Origin of the sequence: Nicoliella lavandulae (assembly GCF_037546185.1) — a bacterium.
GTDB lineage: Bacteria > Bacillota > Bacilli > Lactobacillales > Lactobacillaceae > Nicoliella > Nicoliella lavandulae.
Genome location: NZ_JAWMWH010000001.1, coordinates 1207884 through 1224722, shown reverse-complemented (window position 1 = coordinate 1224722; position 16839 = coordinate 1207884). Strand labels below are relative to the sequence as shown.

Annotated in this window: 17 protein-coding genes and 1 other RNA gene; 4 read left to right on the top strand and 14 right to left on the bottom strand. The window is 38.3% G+C overall.

The annotated features are described in order from the left end of the window. Nucleotides 1–237: 237 nt before the first annotated feature. Complete coding sequence (locus tag R4146_RS05590) at nucleotides 238–1092, bottom strand: IS3 family transposase (protein WP_339960627.1); 855 nt, start codon at nucleotides 1090–1092, stop codon at nucleotides 238–240. A gap of 11 nt (nucleotides 1093–1103) precedes the next feature. Beyond that, on the bottom strand, nucleotides 1104–1613 hold the full coding sequence (locus R4146_RS05585; protein ID WP_339959675.1) for a helix-turn-helix domain-containing protein: 510 nt from the start codon (nucleotides 1611–1613) through the stop codon (nucleotides 1104–1106). Between the two features lie 249 nt (nucleotides 1614–1862). Between R4146_RS05585 and aroF the strand changes: the two genes are divergently transcribed. Genes aroF through R4146_RS05570 form a run of 3 tightly spaced genes read left to right on the top strand, consistent with a single transcriptional unit; the run spans nucleotide 1863 to nucleotide 4800 of the window. Continuing rightward, a complete protein-coding gene (aroF, locus tag R4146_RS05580) occupies nucleotides 1863–2849 on the top strand; it encodes a 3-deoxy-7-phosphoheptulonate synthase (RefSeq protein ID WP_339960434.1) in 987 nt (328 codons plus the stop codon). Nucleotides 2850–2851: 2 nt separating this feature from the next. Beyond that, nucleotides 2852–3919: a 3-dehydroquinate synthase gene (aroB, locus tag R4146_RS05575; RefSeq protein WP_339960433.1), complete on the top strand. Its 1068-nt coding sequence runs from the start codon at nucleotides 2852–2854 to the stop codon at nucleotides 3917–3919. A 5-nt stretch (nucleotides 3920–3924) separates the two neighbouring features. Beyond that, nucleotides 3925–4800, top strand: a complete 876-nt coding sequence (locus tag R4146_RS05570) for an ROK family protein (RefSeq protein WP_339960432.1) — start codon at nucleotides 3925–3927, stop codon at nucleotides 4798–4800. 105 nt (nucleotides 4801–4905) lie between these two features. On the opposite strand, the gene R4146_RS05565 is transcribed toward R4146_RS05570, so the two are convergent. The 7 genes from R4146_RS05565 to R4146_RS05535 all read right to left on the bottom strand — a co-directional run bounded on the left by R4146_RS05565 (nucleotide 4906) and on the right by R4146_RS05535 (nucleotide 12618). Then, nucleotides 4906–7407, bottom strand: coding sequence for a carbamoyl phosphate synthase preATP-grasp domain-containing protein (locus R4146_RS05565; RefSeq protein WP_339960431.1), 2502 nt, complete (start codon nucleotides 7405–7407; stop codon nucleotides 4906–4908). Nucleotides 7408–7413: 6 nt separating this feature from the next. Continuing rightward, on the bottom strand, nucleotides 7414–8487 hold the full coding sequence (locus R4146_RS05560) for a carbamoyl phosphate synthase small subunit (protein WP_339960430.1): 1074 nt from the start codon (nucleotides 8485–8487) through the stop codon (nucleotides 7414–7416). Between the two features lie 26 nt (nucleotides 8488–8513). After that, nucleotides 8514–9050, bottom strand: a complete 537-nt coding sequence (gene pyrR, locus R4146_RS05555) for a bifunctional pyr operon transcriptional regulator/uracil phosphoribosyltransferase PyrR (RefSeq protein WP_339960429.1) — start codon at nucleotides 9048–9050, stop codon at nucleotides 8514–8516. Nucleotides 9051–9156: 106 nt separating this feature from the next. Continuing rightward, nucleotides 9157–10065: an RluA family pseudouridine synthase gene (locus R4146_RS05550; RefSeq protein WP_339960428.1), complete on the bottom strand. Its 909-nt coding sequence runs from the start codon at nucleotides 10063–10065 to the stop codon at nucleotides 9157–9159. Further along, complete coding sequence (lspA, locus tag R4146_RS05545; protein ID WP_339960427.1) at nucleotides 10065–10532, bottom strand: signal peptidase II; 468 nt, start codon at nucleotides 10530–10532, stop codon at nucleotides 10065–10067. The genes R4146_RS05550 and lspA overlap by 1 nt, the downstream gene beginning before the upstream one ends. 19 nt (nucleotides 10533–10551) lie before the next feature. Further along, the gene (locus R4146_RS05540; protein ID WP_339960426.1) at nucleotides 10552–12213 is read right to left on the bottom strand and encodes a formate--tetrahydrofolate ligase; all 1662 of its coding nucleotides are present in this window, start codon (nucleotides 12211–12213) and stop codon (nucleotides 10552–10554) included. Nucleotides 12214–12228: 15 nt separating this feature from the next. Then, nucleotides 12229–12618, bottom strand: coding sequence for an EbsA family protein (locus R4146_RS05535; RefSeq protein ID WP_339960425.1), 390 nt, complete (start codon nucleotides 12616–12618; stop codon nucleotides 12229–12231). 33 nt (nucleotides 12619–12651) lie between these two features. Here R4146_RS05535 and R4146_RS05530 point away from each other — a divergent pair, with 33 nt between their 5' ends. Beyond that, the gene (locus R4146_RS05530; RefSeq protein ID WP_339960424.1) at nucleotides 12652–13065 is read left to right on the top strand and encodes a ribonuclease HI family protein; all 414 of its coding nucleotides are present in this window, start codon (nucleotides 12652–12654) and stop codon (nucleotides 13063–13065) included. Here the strand turns inward: R4146_RS05530 and R4146_RS05525 are convergent. The 5 genes from R4146_RS05525 to R4146_RS05505 form a co-directional block, all read right to left on the bottom strand. Beyond that, nucleotides 13053–14165 (bottom strand): NAD(P)/FAD-dependent oxidoreductase, encoded by a 1113-nt coding sequence (locus R4146_RS05525; protein WP_339960423.1) that lies wholly within the window; start codon nucleotides 14163–14165, stop codon nucleotides 13053–13055. The genes R4146_RS05530 and R4146_RS05525 overlap by 13 nt on opposite strands. Next, complete coding sequence (locus R4146_RS05520; RefSeq protein WP_339960422.1) at nucleotides 14158–15309, bottom strand: THUMP domain-containing class I SAM-dependent RNA methyltransferase; 1152 nt, start codon at nucleotides 15307–15309, stop codon at nucleotides 14158–14160. The genes R4146_RS05525 and R4146_RS05520 overlap by 8 nt, the downstream gene beginning before the upstream one ends. An 80-nt stretch (nucleotides 15310–15389) precedes the next feature. Continuing rightward, nucleotides 15390–15768: RNase P RNA component class B (rnpB, locus tag R4146_RS05515), an RNA gene on the bottom strand. Between the two features lie 17 nt (nucleotides 15769–15785). Next, nucleotides 15786–16172 (bottom strand): cell division regulator GpsB, encoded by a 387-nt coding sequence (gene gpsB / locus R4146_RS05510; RefSeq protein ID WP_339960421.1) that lies wholly within the window; start codon nucleotides 16170–16172, stop codon nucleotides 15786–15788. 57 nt (nucleotides 16173–16229) lie between these two features. Beyond that, nucleotides 16230–16796 carry an SLOG family protein gene (locus R4146_RS05505; RefSeq protein WP_339960420.1) on the bottom strand — a complete coding sequence of 189 codons (567 nt, stop codon included), beginning with the start codon at nucleotides 16794–16796 and terminating at the stop codon, nucleotides 16230–16232. Nucleotides 16797–16839: the final 43 nt, after the last annotated feature.

Below are 16839 nucleotides of genomic sequence, written 5' to 3'. Positions count from 1 at the left end.
CATTTTAAATTAAAATAAGATTAAATAGTTTCTAGATTGCATTGATTACTTTAAAATCAGCATTTATAACTGTTTATTTATAAATAAATAATAACTATTAATTGACATTATTAAAAAACAGTGTATTATTCTAATCATAAATTAATTTTACGGAGGCAATTGACATGTTAAAAAATAGAATGACGATTCTTTATTTGATGTGCACCCCAAAAGTTGTACATTATTATATTGTTTTTCCTAGGCGGAAAGTTTCCGGTATTGAACCGGTGACTTTCCGCCTAGTTTTGTTTTAATACGATGATTATTGTAATAATCAATCCATATTTTCATTGACGACATTAAATCTTCTTTAAAGTCATAATTACAGTCCATGATTTCAGCTTTCATAATATGGAAAAATGATTCCATAGGTGAGTTATCTATACAATTCCCCTTACGGGACATACTTTGAAATATCTTATTCTTCTTAAGCTCTTTTTGCCAGATATGACTTTGATACTGAGCTCCCTGATCACTATGAATTGTCGTTCTGTATGGTAAATCCTTAACTAATTGAATAACTTCTTTCAACGGTTTCATAACACAGTTCATATTTGGATGGCTGCTAATGTTATAGGATATTATTTCACCAGAAAATAAATCCATAATAGGTGAAAGATAAATACGATGATTAATATCACAATTTCCATATCTGAATTCACTGATATCAGTACAGAGCTTTTGATATGGTCTGTCAGTATTAAATCTTCGATTTAATTGATTTGATTTAAGTTTTCCAACCTGACCACGATAGGAATTATACTTACGTGTTTTTCTTGAATATGATGAAGATAGTAAATTATTCTTTTTCATTATCTTTAATACTAGTTTGTGGTTAACACGGTATCCACGATTAGTTAATTCTAAACACACTCTTCTATATCCGTAGGATTTATTTTTATCTTTAATATCCTTGATAATTTTAGCGATTTCAGCGTGCTTATCAGGCTTATTTTGGATTGATCTAATATAATAATAAGTACTTCTAGATATCCTTAATGCCTTTAGTATTAATGTTTTAGTGGTATGGTATTTCAGCCTTAGTTCGTCGATTATTTTAATAATTACTTCTGGTCTTCTTCGTCGTCTAAGGCCCTCAATTTTTTTAAGAAGTCATTCTCTATTCTCAACATTAAATTTTCTTCTTCAATCTTCTTCAATTTTTCTTTATCGGTATTAGTATTGTTTGATTCGGCTTTGTTAGTTTTCCTTTTTGTCATGGCTTTTCTTTCCCTTCGGGACAATAAACCATCAATACCTTTTTGCTCTAGTCGTTTTTCCCAAGTCCAGATAGTTGATGGAGAAGGAATATTAAAATGATAAGCTGCCTCTGGATAAGATGATTTAGTCGTTTTCATCCAGTTTAATATATATTGTTTCTCTTTGGTAGAGTATTCGATTATATTCTTTCTTTTTTTAAGACCATTTAGTCCATGTTTTTTGTAACTCTTAACCCAACATAAAACAGTATTTCTACTTTTAACTCCAAAGTTTCTAGCCACCATTTGCGATCCCATACCGTTTAGGTATGCGTTAATTACATTTAATTTATCTTCTACTTTATATTTAGACACAAAAAAACACCCCAAAGTTTTGTACAAACTTTGGGGTGCAGTGCAATTATAGCTTTTGGTAAGTGATGTTCAATCTCACATGAGATGGAGCACCACTCCATTTCGTGTGGCCAAAAGCTATTAACATGTCACTTCGGTCACGCACATGGTTTATACCATTGCGGATCGATTATTTGACCCCCTGTAGTGGTATAAACCATTACAGGGGGTATTTTGTTTATAATCGATTAAAGACAGGAGACTTTTACCATGATTATTTTATTTAATTCAAAAGATGAACCAATGATTACTGAACTAACTAAAAGATTTAAAAATAAAACCGATATATTTCAAAACGGAGAACGATTAGCGATTAATGGAATTACATTATCAGATTTAACTGACAAAGAACTAGCATCAACAGTAAGTATAACTGAAAGACATCCTAAGGCAGTCCAAAGCAGTCGCTTATTTCACCCAGAATCAATAGTCATTAAAACTAAGCATAGTATTATTAGTAACAATAATTTTACTATCATGGCGGGTCCATGTTCTGTTGAATCTAAAGTGCATGTAATGAAGATGGCCCAAGCAGCTAAAAATGCTGGTGCTACAGTTCTTCGTGGTGGTGCTTTCAAACCAAGAACTTCACCCTACTCTTTTCAAGGGTTGGGCGAAGAAGGATTAATATTTTTAAAGCAGGCTGCGGATGCTTTAGATATGGATGTAATTACTGAAGTTATGGATGAGACCCACGTTCATATGGTCGAAAAATATACTGATATTTTTCAAATTGGCGCTCGCAATATGCAAAATTTTTCATTATTAAAAGCTGTTGGTAAGACTAATAAACCAGTAATGATTAAACGAGGTTTGGCTGCAACGATTGATGATTTATTAAATGCTGCTGAATATGTTGCCTCTGAGGGTAATCATAAAATTATATTAGCTGAACGTGGCATTAGAACATTTGATAATAAGTACACTCGTAATACTTTAGACGTTGGTGCAGTTCCGGTTTTACAATCACTTACTCCATACCCTGTTATTATTGATCCAAGTCATGCAGCTGGCCACACAGAATTAGTGGTTCCAGAAGCATTGGCTGGAACCGCAGCTGGTGCCGATGGTTTGATCATTGAAATTCATGATGATCCAGATCATGCCCTATCAGATGGGGCACAGGCACTATCACCTAAACAACTGTTAACTACATGCAATAAAGCACGTGCGATTAAAAACATTGTGGAGGGATGATAATGGAAACAATTAAGATAAGAACTGCTAATGAAGAATATCCAGTTATAATCCAACGTGGGGCCATTAAAAATGTTGCCAAACTAATTAGTTTGGTATGGAACTACCGTAAAATAAAAATTATTACTGATGACAATGTTAATCCCATTTATTTAGATATAGTTAAAAAGAGTTTATTAAACAAAGGATTTAAGGTTTTTGTAAGTACCATTGAGCATGGGGAAAAATCAAAATCACTAACTAATCTTGAGCTAATCACTAATGAGATGGCAAATGAAAAATTTAATAGAAGCGATGGAGTAATCGCTCTTGGTGGCGGTGTAGTTGGTGATCTTGCTGGATTTATATCAGCAACTTACATGCGTGGAATCGACTTAATTCAAATTCCAACTTCCTTTTTGTCACAAGTTGATAGTTCAGTTGGTGGTAAAACAGCTGTTGATTTAAATCATATTAAAAATATTATTGGTAGTTTTCATCAACCTAAAATGGTAATTATTGATCCAAATACGTTAAATACACTTACAGTTAGAAACTTAGTTGAAGGATACGCTGAAACTGTTAAATGTGCTGCATTAGCGGGAGGTAAATTTTGGAGACTAGTAAGTGGTGTTAATTCATATAATGATATTATTAATAATGCAGATCAACTAATTCACTTCTCAATCACCTTTAAGGCTAATATTGTAATGAATGACGAAAAAGAATCTGGAATACGGCAAATTTTAAATCTGGGGCATACTATTGGGCATGGCGTTGAAGAACTTAGTAATGGTGACTTGATGCATGGTGAAGCAGTTTCGATTGGACTTATTAAAATCAGTGAACTGTTTTCAAACCCAAAGGACAAAGCAAAAGTAGTTGATCAGTTATCTAAGCGCTTGAGTAACGTTGGTTTACCGATTACTTCAGATTTATTAACATCCCCTGATTTAATTAATAAAATTAAGAATGACAAAAAGAATCATAATGGTTATTTAAACATAATTTATTTATCTGAAATTGGCAAAGCAGTTATTAAGAAAGTATCAATTGATGAACTTAATTTAATGTTGAATGAAAAGAGCTGATTATAATGTTACTAGGAAGCATTGAAGCAGGTGGAACCAAATTTATTTGTTCTGTTGGTGATGAGAAATTAACTATTCTAGATCAAATTCGAATTGAAACTACAACCCCTAAATCAACCTTGAGTAAAGTAATTAAATATTTTAAACAATTTAAAAATATCAATTCGATCAGCATTGCTAGCTTTGGGCCTTTAGATTTAGATTTGAATAGTTCTCATTTTGGAAGTATTTTGAAAACACCTAAATTGATTTGGGAAAATGTTAATATACTGAAAAAAATTAAAGAATCACTTAATGTCCCAGTTTTTATTACTACGGATGTTAATGGTTCAGCTGTTGGTGAGCAATTCTTGTTACAACAATCGGAAATCAAGGTAAGTTCACTAGTCTACTTAACTATCGGAACTGGAATTGGAGCAGGAATTATTTACAATAATCATATTTTTGGATTGGGTGAGCATCCAGAGATTGGACATATTAGAGTGGTTAAGCATTCAGACGACAAAAGTTTTCATGGCGTTTGTCCGTTTCACGATGGATGCTTAGAAGGAATGGCATCTGGACCATCATTAAAGGCTCGAACTAATATTCCAGGAGAACAGCTATCCATGAATAGCCCCATTTGGAATCGAATTGCATACTACTTAGCACAATCAGTAGTTTCAATTAATTTAATTATTCATCCCAAAAAAATTATACTTGGTGGTAGTGTAGTAAATGATCAATTGATTAAAAATATTAAAAAACAATACGTTGATTTAATAAGTGATTATGTAGATACTACTAATTTAAATGATTTAATAACTAAGTCTTGTGCAGTAGACAATAACTCTGCAACTATTGGCAACTTTATTTTAGCTAAGCGTTTTGTGAACGTTTAATATTCATAAAAATTAAAAATTGGATTATAAAAAACAACCCTATAAATTAAGCACTAGTTTAAGCTTGATGCTTATAGGATTGTTTTTTATTTTTTGCCATTTATTTTATTGTTCATCAGGATTAAATGTAATGACCGCACCGACTTCTTGGTTGGTCTTGCCTACCTTTTGGTCAATCTTTAAATCTGAAAATGGGAACGTGGGGGTCATTTCAGCGTATGGGATCAATGATAATTCGCGGAACGTTTTGTCCAAATCATCGGAACTAAGCTGATTCGTATATAGCTTAACTAACATTTTGATCCAGTTGATATTAGTGATTCGATTCAAGAATATGGTTTCGATAATGCGAACGGGTCTGATTCCAACGACTTTAAAGAGCCCCTGATCTTCTAAGACTAAGATTTGGACTAAACCCTTCCAATATGAGTTCCCAATCAAATCTTTGGCATCTTCGATCAATGGTGCTAGCTTAGCATCGTCAATATCATATGGATAGCCTAAATGTGAAATATCCTTTAATTCGTGGTTCTTGCCCGACGCTAATTTAACGGCGTTAATGAAGCGACTTTGTTGTTTGGTGACAAAGAAGTTCAACGCAAAGCTAGTTTTTTGCGGTAAGGTAACACCGGTTTCTTGATCAGGTGGTAAAACAACGACCTTTAATTCCGGATATTGTTTGAGTTGGCGGACCAAATAGTGTCGATTTCCTGGCACCACAACGATCGATGGTTTCTCCACTTCAGCAATATTTAAGATGGCCCCAATTTGAATCGGCTCAATGTATTGTTTATCACTTAACTGGGGACTAAGGGAGACCGAGTTCGGATTATTATTCAATAGGATCGTTTTATATCCCAACCGATGCATTTGAATTAACACTTCGGACGTATAGTAATCAGCTGCCGAGTTAGGGCCGAGTCGATTACCACCCCGACCAATGACTAAGGCTGAGTGATCAGATAATCTAGTTGATTCATTTTCCCGTTCAAAGCTACTGTAGAACGATCTAATGTCTGGGAGTTCTTCGCCTGCCGATGGCTCGATCATTTTAAAGGTGGGGATGCTGTGGTTGACCTTAGCAAAGTATCTTAATTTATCTAGGTCAGTTTGCCAAGTCGCCGCTAACATCCCATCACCGAACCCATTTTGATGGGCGATCTTTAATGAGTGTTCCGTTAGTGGTTCGCGCAATATTAGGTTCTCAACGGCCAACAACTTCTGTAAGCGTTTAAAGTAAAATGGATCGATTTTGGTTAACTCTGATAAATCTTCGACGGGGTAGTGGCGTCTTAGTGCTTCGATTAACACTAAGATGCGGCTAGCCTTGGGATGGATCAACTGGCTGATCAATTCATCGTCACTAAGTTCTTCCATGTTGGGTAACACGTCGCGGGGGTTGAACTGTGAACTACGCATGGCCTTTAAGATGGCTTCTTCTACCGTACGGCCAATCCCAACGGCTGAACCGATTGATTTCATTGACTGATCGAGATGTTGATCCACGTTCTTGAGACTATCGTATGGCCACAATGGGATTCGAATCATAATGCGATCCATTAATGGTTCCATAAACGTAGTTAACTTAGCATATCCATGGGGCAATTTAATATCAGCAAAACCATTCCCTAAGACCAACTGGGCGGCAACATAGTTCAATGGATACCCAGTCGCAAGCGTAGCCAAAGCAAATCCCCGATTATAATTAGGACTGACCTTTGTGACAAAGTAGTCGTCGGTATCGGGGTTCAACGCAAAGCTAACTTCACAGGCGCCTACGATCTCTAGTTGTTCCATGATCCGTAAGGTCGCCTCACGGAGGTGTTGGTAAACAAAGTCAGCAATGGTTTGGATGGGTGAGACGGCGATCGAATCGCCCGAATGGATTCCAACGGCATCGATGTCTTCGACCCCATTAATGATCATTTTGGTTCCATTCGGATCCCGCATCCCTAAAATGCTCAACTCTTTATACCCAACGATGCTTTTTTCCATTACACAACGATTCAAAGTTGAATCCGCGAATGATTCGGTCAATGCCATGTCTAGATCATCAAAGTTATTACAAATGGTCCGGCGACTATTGATTGAAGAGCGGACGGGTTTGACGATGATGGGAAAGCCAACGGTTTTTACTAGGGATAACGCTTCTGCATTGGAATGAACGATCGTAGATGAGATCATTGGCGCTTGGACTTCCTTCATTAGTTGACTAAAACGCAATGGGTTACCAACTAACTTTAATGCGTTTTTAGAGAGGCCTAAGAGTTGAACGGAATATTTCGCCAGTAAACGCATTTCCACTAGTTGTTGACAAATACTGATTGCATTGGGGCCCCCTAATGTGGGTAAAATGGCATCGGGATGTTCGCTTTGAATGATCTTAACCACATTATCAATGCTAATGTCTTCAATGAATGCGCTAGCGGGTTGAATCTCAGTAGTCGCAATTGAATATGGATTATTGTCTAAAACAATGCTTTTGACGCCCGCGCGTTTAAAACTAACGATTGTTTGAAAGACCGCAGCATCTAATTCATTTTCCTGGCCGACTTTGGATGGGCCCCCACCAATAATTAAGACTTTATGGATCTTTGGGTCGATCATGTGCTCTTACCTCCTTTGTGATCCGATATTTTCTAGAAATTCATCGAATATATCAGCAGCTACCGTGGGCCCTGGTTCCCCGTCTGGTGAAAATTGGACTGAAAACGCTGGGTAGTCACGGTGTCTTAATCCTTGAACCGTCCCATTATATAAGTCGATGTACGTCGTGATCAATGTATCGCGATTGATTGATTTATAATCGACTGCATATCCTTGGGCTTGCGATACATAGATGACTTGATTCGTGATGATCTTGCGAACGGGATGATTACTACCATGGTGTTCGTTAGCTAATTTATATACGGTCGCATGGTTAGCCAGGGCAAATAGTTCATGGCCAAGGCCAATCGCTAATAACGGAAATTCAGTTTGGAGTTGTTGAATCGTACTTATGATCGACTTCGGTAGATCAGCTGGATTCCCTGGTCCCGTTGAGATCACGATACCATCTGGATCTAAGCTTTGAATCGTTTGCACCGTCGTATCCCATGGCACCACGACTACGTTACAGCCCCGTTCATCTAATTTACGTAGGATGCCTTGCTTTAGTCCAAAATCGATCACAATAATGTTGAACCCATCGCCGGGATTGGGATATGGCTTGGGAGTTGCCACTTGAGTGACCTGTTGATTAGTTAAGACCGTAGCGTTCAACTGGTCGAAAGCATGTTCATCATCCACGTCAACGATGCTGGCCTTCATGGTTCCGTGCTTAGTGATTCGATGGGCTAATTCACGCGTATCGATGCCAGAAATACCGGGAATTTCATGTTGCTTTAAGAACGTATCCAAGGATTGCTTGTGGCGGTGATTTAAAATGGTATCTGAGTACTCCCTGGTAATGACTCCCTTGATGCTAGTGATGATCGATTCATAGCTCTTATGATTAATTCCAACGTTACCGATCGTTGGTTGGGTAAAAACAATGATCTGATTATGATAAATCGGATTAGTGATTGATTCCTGATAACCCATCATGTTCGAATTAATGATAATTTCACCAGTTGTGGTCGCCAAGGCACCAAAGGCTTCCCCAGGATAAGCCGAGCCATCTTCTAATATCAAATAACGTTTTGTCATTTTCTTGCTCCTATCCAGTCCAGAAATTATTTATTGATGATTTCAACGGCATCCCGTTTATCAATTTCTTGAACTGAAACTTGAATCTTTTCATTTTGAGAACTAGGGATGTTCTTCCCAACAAAGTCGGCCCGAATTGGTAGTTCCCGATGACCACGATCGACCAATACGGCTAAGCGAATGCTGTTCGGCCGCCCCAATTCAGAAATAGCACTTAAAGCCGCTTTGATGGTGCGTCCCGTATATAATACGTCATCGACTAAGATCACGTTTTTATTTTCAACTGATACGTTGTCTTCACTGGCAACAACGGTTGGTTCTTCTTTATCACTATCATGTTCGATGTCATCACGATACTTGGTAATATCTAAGGCGCCCACCGGAATTTCAACGTTTTCTAACTTTTGTAGCCTATTCGCGATTCGTTTTGCTAAGTAGATACCACGGGTCTTGATCCCAATAATGACTAAGTTATCAATTCCCTTGTTCTTTTCAATGATTTCGTACGTAATTCGAGTTAAGGCGCGTTGCATTGCCATCTTATCAATAATTACTTTTGCCATGTTCATTTCCCTTTCTTTAATAAAAATGGCTGCCTATTCGATCACTCGAACCAGCAACCATTTCAGTGGTTATATATTATCAGAATATTTGAATATGATTGATTTGTCAATAACGAGCTTGACTGTGACGCAGGTGTTTTAATGTTTGTTCAAAAATCGGTGGCACCGGGGCACTAAAAGTTAGTTGTTTTCCCGTTCTAGGGTGGACAAATCCTAAGACTTGAGCATGTAAAAACTGCCCTTCACCCTTGATCGTTTTGCGGGGTCCATATAATGGATCGCCTACGATGGGATGTCCGATGGATTTCATATGGACTCTGATTTGATGGGTCCGACCGGTCTCTAATTGACATTCTACTAGCGTGTAGTTAAGGAAACGTTCTAACACCCGGTAGTGAGTGACTGCGTGCCGCCCATCAGCCACGATGGCTTGTTTTTTCCGGTCCTTTTTGTCCCGGCCTAATGGCGCATCGACCGTGCCCTGGTCATCTTTAATGACGCCATGAACTAATGCAACGTACTTACGCACGTTAGTCTTGTCCTTTAGTTGTTTGGACAATGACTCATGCGCCATGTTATTCTTAGCGACCATCAACAATCCAGATGTGTCCTTATCAATCCGATGGACGATTCCAGGACGCAAGGTCCCGTTAATGTTCGATAGCGGCGTATGATACAATAACGCATTGACTAAGGTGTGGTCGGGATGGCCTGGGGCGGGATGCACTACCATCCCCTGGGGTTTGTTCACAACGATTACATCATCGTCTTCGTATACGATTGATAGTGGGATGTTTTCTGCAACTAAATCTAGCTTTTTGGGTGCTGGCATCGATATTTCTATTTGGTCACCCGATTTAACTTCGTATTTAGGTTTGACTGTCTGGTGATTAACTAAAATATTGCCGATTTGAATTAGTTCTTTCGCCCGCGAGCGACTGATCGACTTCATTAATTCGGCGCATACTTTATCGAGGCGGCCAGTTTGGTCGGTAATTGTAAATTGTTGTGCCATTACTTAGCTTCTTTCTTATCGCTACGCCACAACATGATCAATAACATAATTACCCCGACCGTAAGGCATGCATCAGCAAAGTTAAAGACAAAGTTTAAAAACGGTAAATCTAATGCCAAGTGAAACATATCGACTACATATCCATGCACTAAGCGGTCAATGAAGTTACCAATCGTTCCAGCAAGTAGCAAACAAATGGTGATTGCATAGCCAACGTGGTGGCGGAGCTTGATCAAATAATAAACCATAACTGCGGCGGCGATGATCGAGATGATAATAAAGAAATTCATCTTTCCTTGCAACATGCTCCAAGCCGCACCATGGTTATGCAAATTAGTCAATGATAAAACTCCTGGGATCAAGTCATTGAACTGCCCCTGCGGAATTGTGACACTGATCCAAGCCTTAATTCCCTGGTCTGCACCAATCAATACTACGAGTAATCCAATGATATAAAAATAAGGCATATTTTAATTCCCTTCAATTCTAAAATAATCCAGTAATTTCGCCATTATCCTTTACATCCATGTCTAAGGCAGCAGGATGGCTTGGTAGGCCTGGCATTGTTAATACGTTTCCAGTCAACGCCACGATAAAGCCGGCGCCTAATTTAACTTGGAATTCACGGATATGGATCTTAAAGTGTTCTGGGGCACCATGAATAGATGCATCATCAGTTAATGAGTATTGGGTCTTAGCCATACATACTGGTAATTTGTCCCATCCATGTTTAACAATTTGTTTTAATTGCTTTTGGGCCTTGTTAGATAGTTCAATGCCATCGCCACCATAGATTTCGGTCACGATCTTATTGATTTTGGCCTCGATTGATTCATCATCTTGATAAAGCGGATGGAATTGATCGGTATTATCTGCAGCTTTAACGACTGCTTGGGCTAGTTCGGTAGCTCCCTTACCACCTTGGGCCCATTCATAACAGGTGATAGCGGGGATGTTAAAGTTATCTGCTACGTACTTTCTTAATTGTGCAATTTCAGCATCAGTATCGCTAGTGAAGTCATTGATTGCCACAATCACTGGTTTTCCGTATCGGCTCATCGCTTGAATGTGTCGGCCTAAGTTGGGTGCTCCCTTTGCTAATGCAGCTAAATCTTCTGTTGATAGATCGTCCTTATTGGCACCACCGTTTAACTTCAATGCCCGAATGGTAGCCACTACGACCACTACGTCCGGATTTTTACCAAGTCTAGGTGTTACGATGTCCATAAACTTTTCACCACCTAAATCAGATCCAAATCCGGATTCAGTAACGGTGTAATCGGCTGTATTCAATCCTGCATTGGTAGCAATAATACTATTACAACCATGCGCAATGTTAGCAAATGGGCCCCCATGAATATAAGCAGGAGTGTGTTCGATCGTTTGAACTAAATTAGGCTTGATGGCATCCTTTAATAATAACGTTAAAGCACCTTCAACCTTTAAATCAGCAACTGTGACTGGTTTACGATCATAAGTATAACCAATTAAAATTTTACTGATGCGTTGTTTCAAGTCCTTAATATCACGACTTAGACACAGAATTGCCATTAGTTCACTGGCAACTGTAATGTCAAACCCATCTTCACGTGGAACGCCAGAGGTCCGCCCGCCAAGTCCAATCACCGTGTGTCGTAATTCACGGTCATTAATGTCTAAGACCCGTTTCCAAGTGATTTGGCGTGGATCAATGTTTAATTGGTTGCCATGATGAATATGGTTATCAATTAATGCTGATAGCGTATCATGGGCTTCCGTTAGTGCATGGAAATCACCAGTAAAGTGGAGATTAATATCCTCCATTGGAATTACTTGTGAGTATCCACCACCAGTGGCGCCGCCCTTCATTCCCATTACGGGACCAAGGGATGGCTCTCTTAATGCAATGGCAGTTTTATGATTTAATTCACTCAAAGCATCACTTAGCCCAACTGCCATGGTTGTCTTCCCTTCACCGGCTGCCGTTGGATTAATTGAAGTAACTAAAATTAACTTACCCTTATCAGTTTGACTGTTAAATGGTAATGTGACCTTAGCTTTATAATGACCGTATGGTTCAATTTGTTGATCAGTTAAACCTAATTTACTAGCAATTTTACCAATTGGTAATAATTCACTATTTTGAGAAATTTCAATATCTGTTTTCACAATTTTCCACCCCGCTTATTTATATGCCCTTATTATATCATTAATTTCAATTACAGAATTGGCTGGAAGGACAAAAATACAATGATGATTCATATAATCAAAACTAATTTGGTACTTACGCAGCTTAATATTTTTAATTTGATGCATATCAATATTAAGCCAATTAGGGTTTAGCATATGACCAACCTTGAACTGATCGCCTTCAATTGTAATCTTACGAAAAAGAACTTCGCAAATACCAACAAATGAGAATAACATAAAGAAGAACATGGTAATCCATGAGAACTGAGTTACTTCTAGCCAGAAAATAACCCCTAATAGTAATAGTGTAAATGTCCAACTCCAGCAAATAATACTATTTAATGGGCTAGGTTGGTAAAAAAAAGTTCGCTTTGGGTTTATCATTAAGGTACATCCTTTCGAATGGAGAATAAAATAATGTACAAATTATATACAGATGCTGCTACGCTTAACCACCATGATGCAAAACATGATAAAAGTGCGGGTGGCATTCTTATCATTAACAGTGGCAAACAGAAACAGCTTAAAGTGCAATTAAGTGCACACGATAATCATACCGCAGAGTTTCAAACCTGCATACAAGGATTAATGAATCTTATTGAAATAATCCCGGCTACTGAACGTAGTCAAACCATGGTTTTTTATTACACTGATAGTAAAATCGTTGCTGATAGCTTGGAAAAACAATATGCTAAGCACTATCAACCATTGGTGGATGAAATCTTAGCATTAGAATCACAATTTCAAACCGTGATCAATCAATGGATTCCAGAAAGCCAAAATAATGGTGCCCATCAGTTGGCCCAGCAAGCATTGCATCAATTTAAATAGTTATCGATTGGTTTGGTATATTCAGACCAATTTTTTTGACTACCAGTTATTACGGACTCAGCCAGTAATTTTGCGATCATGGGTCCGGTCGTAAGTCCAGATGAGCCCAGGCCACCACCAATTAAAACATTGTCTAAGCCGGGTAACGCCCCAAAGTAAGGTGCGAAATCATCAGTATAAGCGCGCGTGCCGACTCGAATCAATTCAATATTATCTTTGGTAATATTAGGCATAAGTCGCTTAGCACTTGCTAATAGATCATTGAATGCCTCATCACTTGGGTTTAAATCAAAGCCCATATCGTTTTCATGGGTAGCGCCAATGATAATTTCATGATTATTAATTGGAATAAAGTCGCGTTCCCCTTCTGGCATTAAAACGGGCATGTAATTTTTATTAACTGGTTGATTTAGTTTAATTTTAATTAACTGTCCCTTTTGGGGCCGGACCTTTAAATCAAACCCGAGGGGTGCAATGGTATCTTTCATCCATGCGCCGGTACAAATCATAACCTTGTTGAATGTTTCTTGATTTATTTTTATTTTGTTTTTTATTTTAGTTAAAGTAACTTTTTGCTTTTTACTAGAAAAATAATGTTGTTCCGCAATCGAACGTAAATGATGGGCAAACCGCCCGCCATCAATCATCGCTCCGCCACTAACTAATAAACCCGGCAGTTGATTTTCAACCATTGGAATCAATTGATTGATCTCATCTGCAGATAATTTAGTTAACGTCCCCATTAGTGGTGCATCAACTTCTCGTTGCCTAGCTAGTTGCAGCAATTGATCAATTTTAGCAGCTGTATCTCGGGTAATGATGGTCCCATTTTGTTGATACATCGACGCATCCATCTTGGTTTCAACGGCTAATTGATGAATTAAATCAGCTCCCATTCGCGCTAGTCGATACCAACGCTGATTTCGACGCTTGGACATCCATGGCGAAATAATGCCAGCAGCAGCCTTAGTTGCTTGGCCCATTCCATCGTCAAACATCGTCACTTCAAAATCTTGCCAGTTCGGATGCGTAGTCAAATAATAAGCTACCGTGCTCCCCATGATTCCGCCACCAACGATGGCTACTTTTTGCCTAGTCATTTTGATGGTCCTTTCTAAAATCTGGATGGCCCCAATATTGGAAGTAGTCGGTTCTTAAAGATCCATTATAGAGCTTTCGCTTTTTAGTTGCTTTTTGACCATAGTGTTTTTCAAATTCCAAATCACTAGTTAAGAAGTATTTGGACCACGTTGTTAATGGCTTAAATACCTGCCCCATTTGGTGATACAAACGAACGATACTTTCTTTATCACTCATTCGTTCCCCATATGGTGGATTAGATACAACGACCCCGTTCTTCAAATCAGTCTTAAAGTCTTGAACTGCTAGTTGCTTATATTTAATATCATAGAACAACCCTGCCTCTTGAGCATTTTGTTTAGTCGCTTCGACCATGTTTCCATCAATATCAGAAGCAAAAATTTGCAGTTCACTATCATAATCAGCCTTAGCGTCTGCTTCATCACGAACTTGCGCTGCTAATTCATCTGGAATCCAATCCCAACTTTCGCATTGAAAATCGCGGTTAAAACCAGGTGCAATATTACGCCCAATTAAGGCGGCTTCAATTGGTAACGTCCCAGAACCACACATTGGATCTACAAATGGCATATCAGTTTTCCAACTAGTTAACATAATTAACGCAGCCGCCATATTTTCCTTCAATGGTGCAATTCCCTTCGCTACTCGATACCCACGCTTAAATAAACTGGATCCCGTTGTATCCAGGGTTAACATGACCTTATCTTTATTGATCACCACTTCTAATGGGAACAATGCACCAGTTTCTGGAAAACGAGTCCGCCGATGATAAACATCAGTTAACTTGCTAACGACCGCTTTTTTAGCAATTGCTTGTGCATCTGGGACACTGTGTAACTTTGAATTTCTAGAACGGCCTTCCATTGGAAACTTAGCGTCCATGGGCAGTAAGCTGCCCCAATCCAACGCCTTAGTCTTTTCAAACAATTCATCAAAGGTAAATGCTTTAAATTCACCAACCACAATTTTGATTCGATCGGCAGTTCGTAGCCAAAGATTAGCAGTTAAAATATCCTTAGCCGTTCCTTGAAACCGAACCCGACCATTTTCCACTTGTGTTTCATATCCTAAATCACGTAATTCTTTTCCAACTAATGCTTCAATTCCTGCTGCACAGGTAGCAATTAAATTAAATGTTTGCATAACTTCTCCTTTTATCAATTAAAAATGAATATAAAAAAAGGGTGAGAGTATAACTCTCACCCCTTCCTGATGGTGCAAATCCCTGTAAGCCATGTTTTGTGCTCAATTAAAATCTCAGGGAAAATCAATTGAGTAGTAATCATCTATCTGAGAAATAAAATTTCTCCCCCATGCGTGGTTCAATTTCCGTACATGAAGCTCCCCTACCGTAGTTTGGGTTTCCCGCTCGCGGGGTTTACCGCGTTCCATCAATAAAATTTCTTTTATTGTTTCGTCACTGTGGCACTTTACAGAGTATTAAAGCATAGTCGAAACCTTAGCTCGTTTCTCCGCCATCATTACCTAATGGTAATGCCTCGGCTTATTTTTTCACCGAGCACGAACACTACAGACATCGCAGCCTGTGCGAGAGTGGACTTTCCTCAGCTAGTATTAAACTAGCCGCGATTACTCAGGATTTACACCAGTTAATGTTGTTAGAAACGATGGGAATCGTTATTGCCATTACCCATTTGAGTTCCAAATACCCGACGTTCAAGATTAGATAATCGCTTCAAAATGTCAATGCTAGTAGCATTATTCATTGTTGGAGCCGCCTGTGAGCTTTGGAATGAATCGTTACTATTACTTCTATTAATCGATGCTGTATCTTGGCTCATTGCTAATTGACGATTTAATTCGTCAACTTGACCTTTTAATCTGTCATTTTCATCCCGTAGTTGTTGATTAATCTTATCAAAAGTGTCGTAATCTTTGATTACGTCATCTAAAAAGCTATCAACATCATTAGGATCATAACCACGCATCTTTTGCCGAAATTCCTTTTGCAAAATTTGCTTGGGCGTAAAATGAATTTGTTCCATGATTGGCACACCTCACTAATTTTTCAAGTGCAAGTATCATTATAGCAAAAAAAATAATCATTGAAAACTATTATTTTGATTTTCTTGATACTCATCAGCCGCTTCTTGCAGATCATCAAAATCCACCGTTTTTAAATCATACTCGTGATGGGCCATGAACTGATTGATTAATTGATAATCATATTGCGACTTACCTTGCTTTTCTTCATCATAAATCATTAGTGCCCCATCTGTATGCTTTAACATGAATTCTTGATAATTTCTTAATTGTTGGGGTGATTGATACGGCTGATTGCTAACGTTGGCAGTAAAATCAGCCATCACTTTGACTTGCCCTAGCTTTGCTTGATTATTTTCATTCCATTGATTACCGAATTCACTAAATGGTAACATTACTGCAATTTGAAACTCATTTGGGTATTCCTTTTTCAACTCATTAGCTACTTCGACAGCCCACTGTTCAATGCCCATTTGTGCTCCCGTAATGAACCATTCATACCCCGATTCAATCGCTTGAATCAACTGAGCTCTTAAAACCATTTTAATAATTATTAATTTTGGATCATTGGGGTTGAATATCCCCAATTCATAGCTTCGATAACCGGTTATCCAAAGTCGTTTCAAATCGATCCCTCCTAAAAAGAATTTAAAAAAATGATGGCAATTG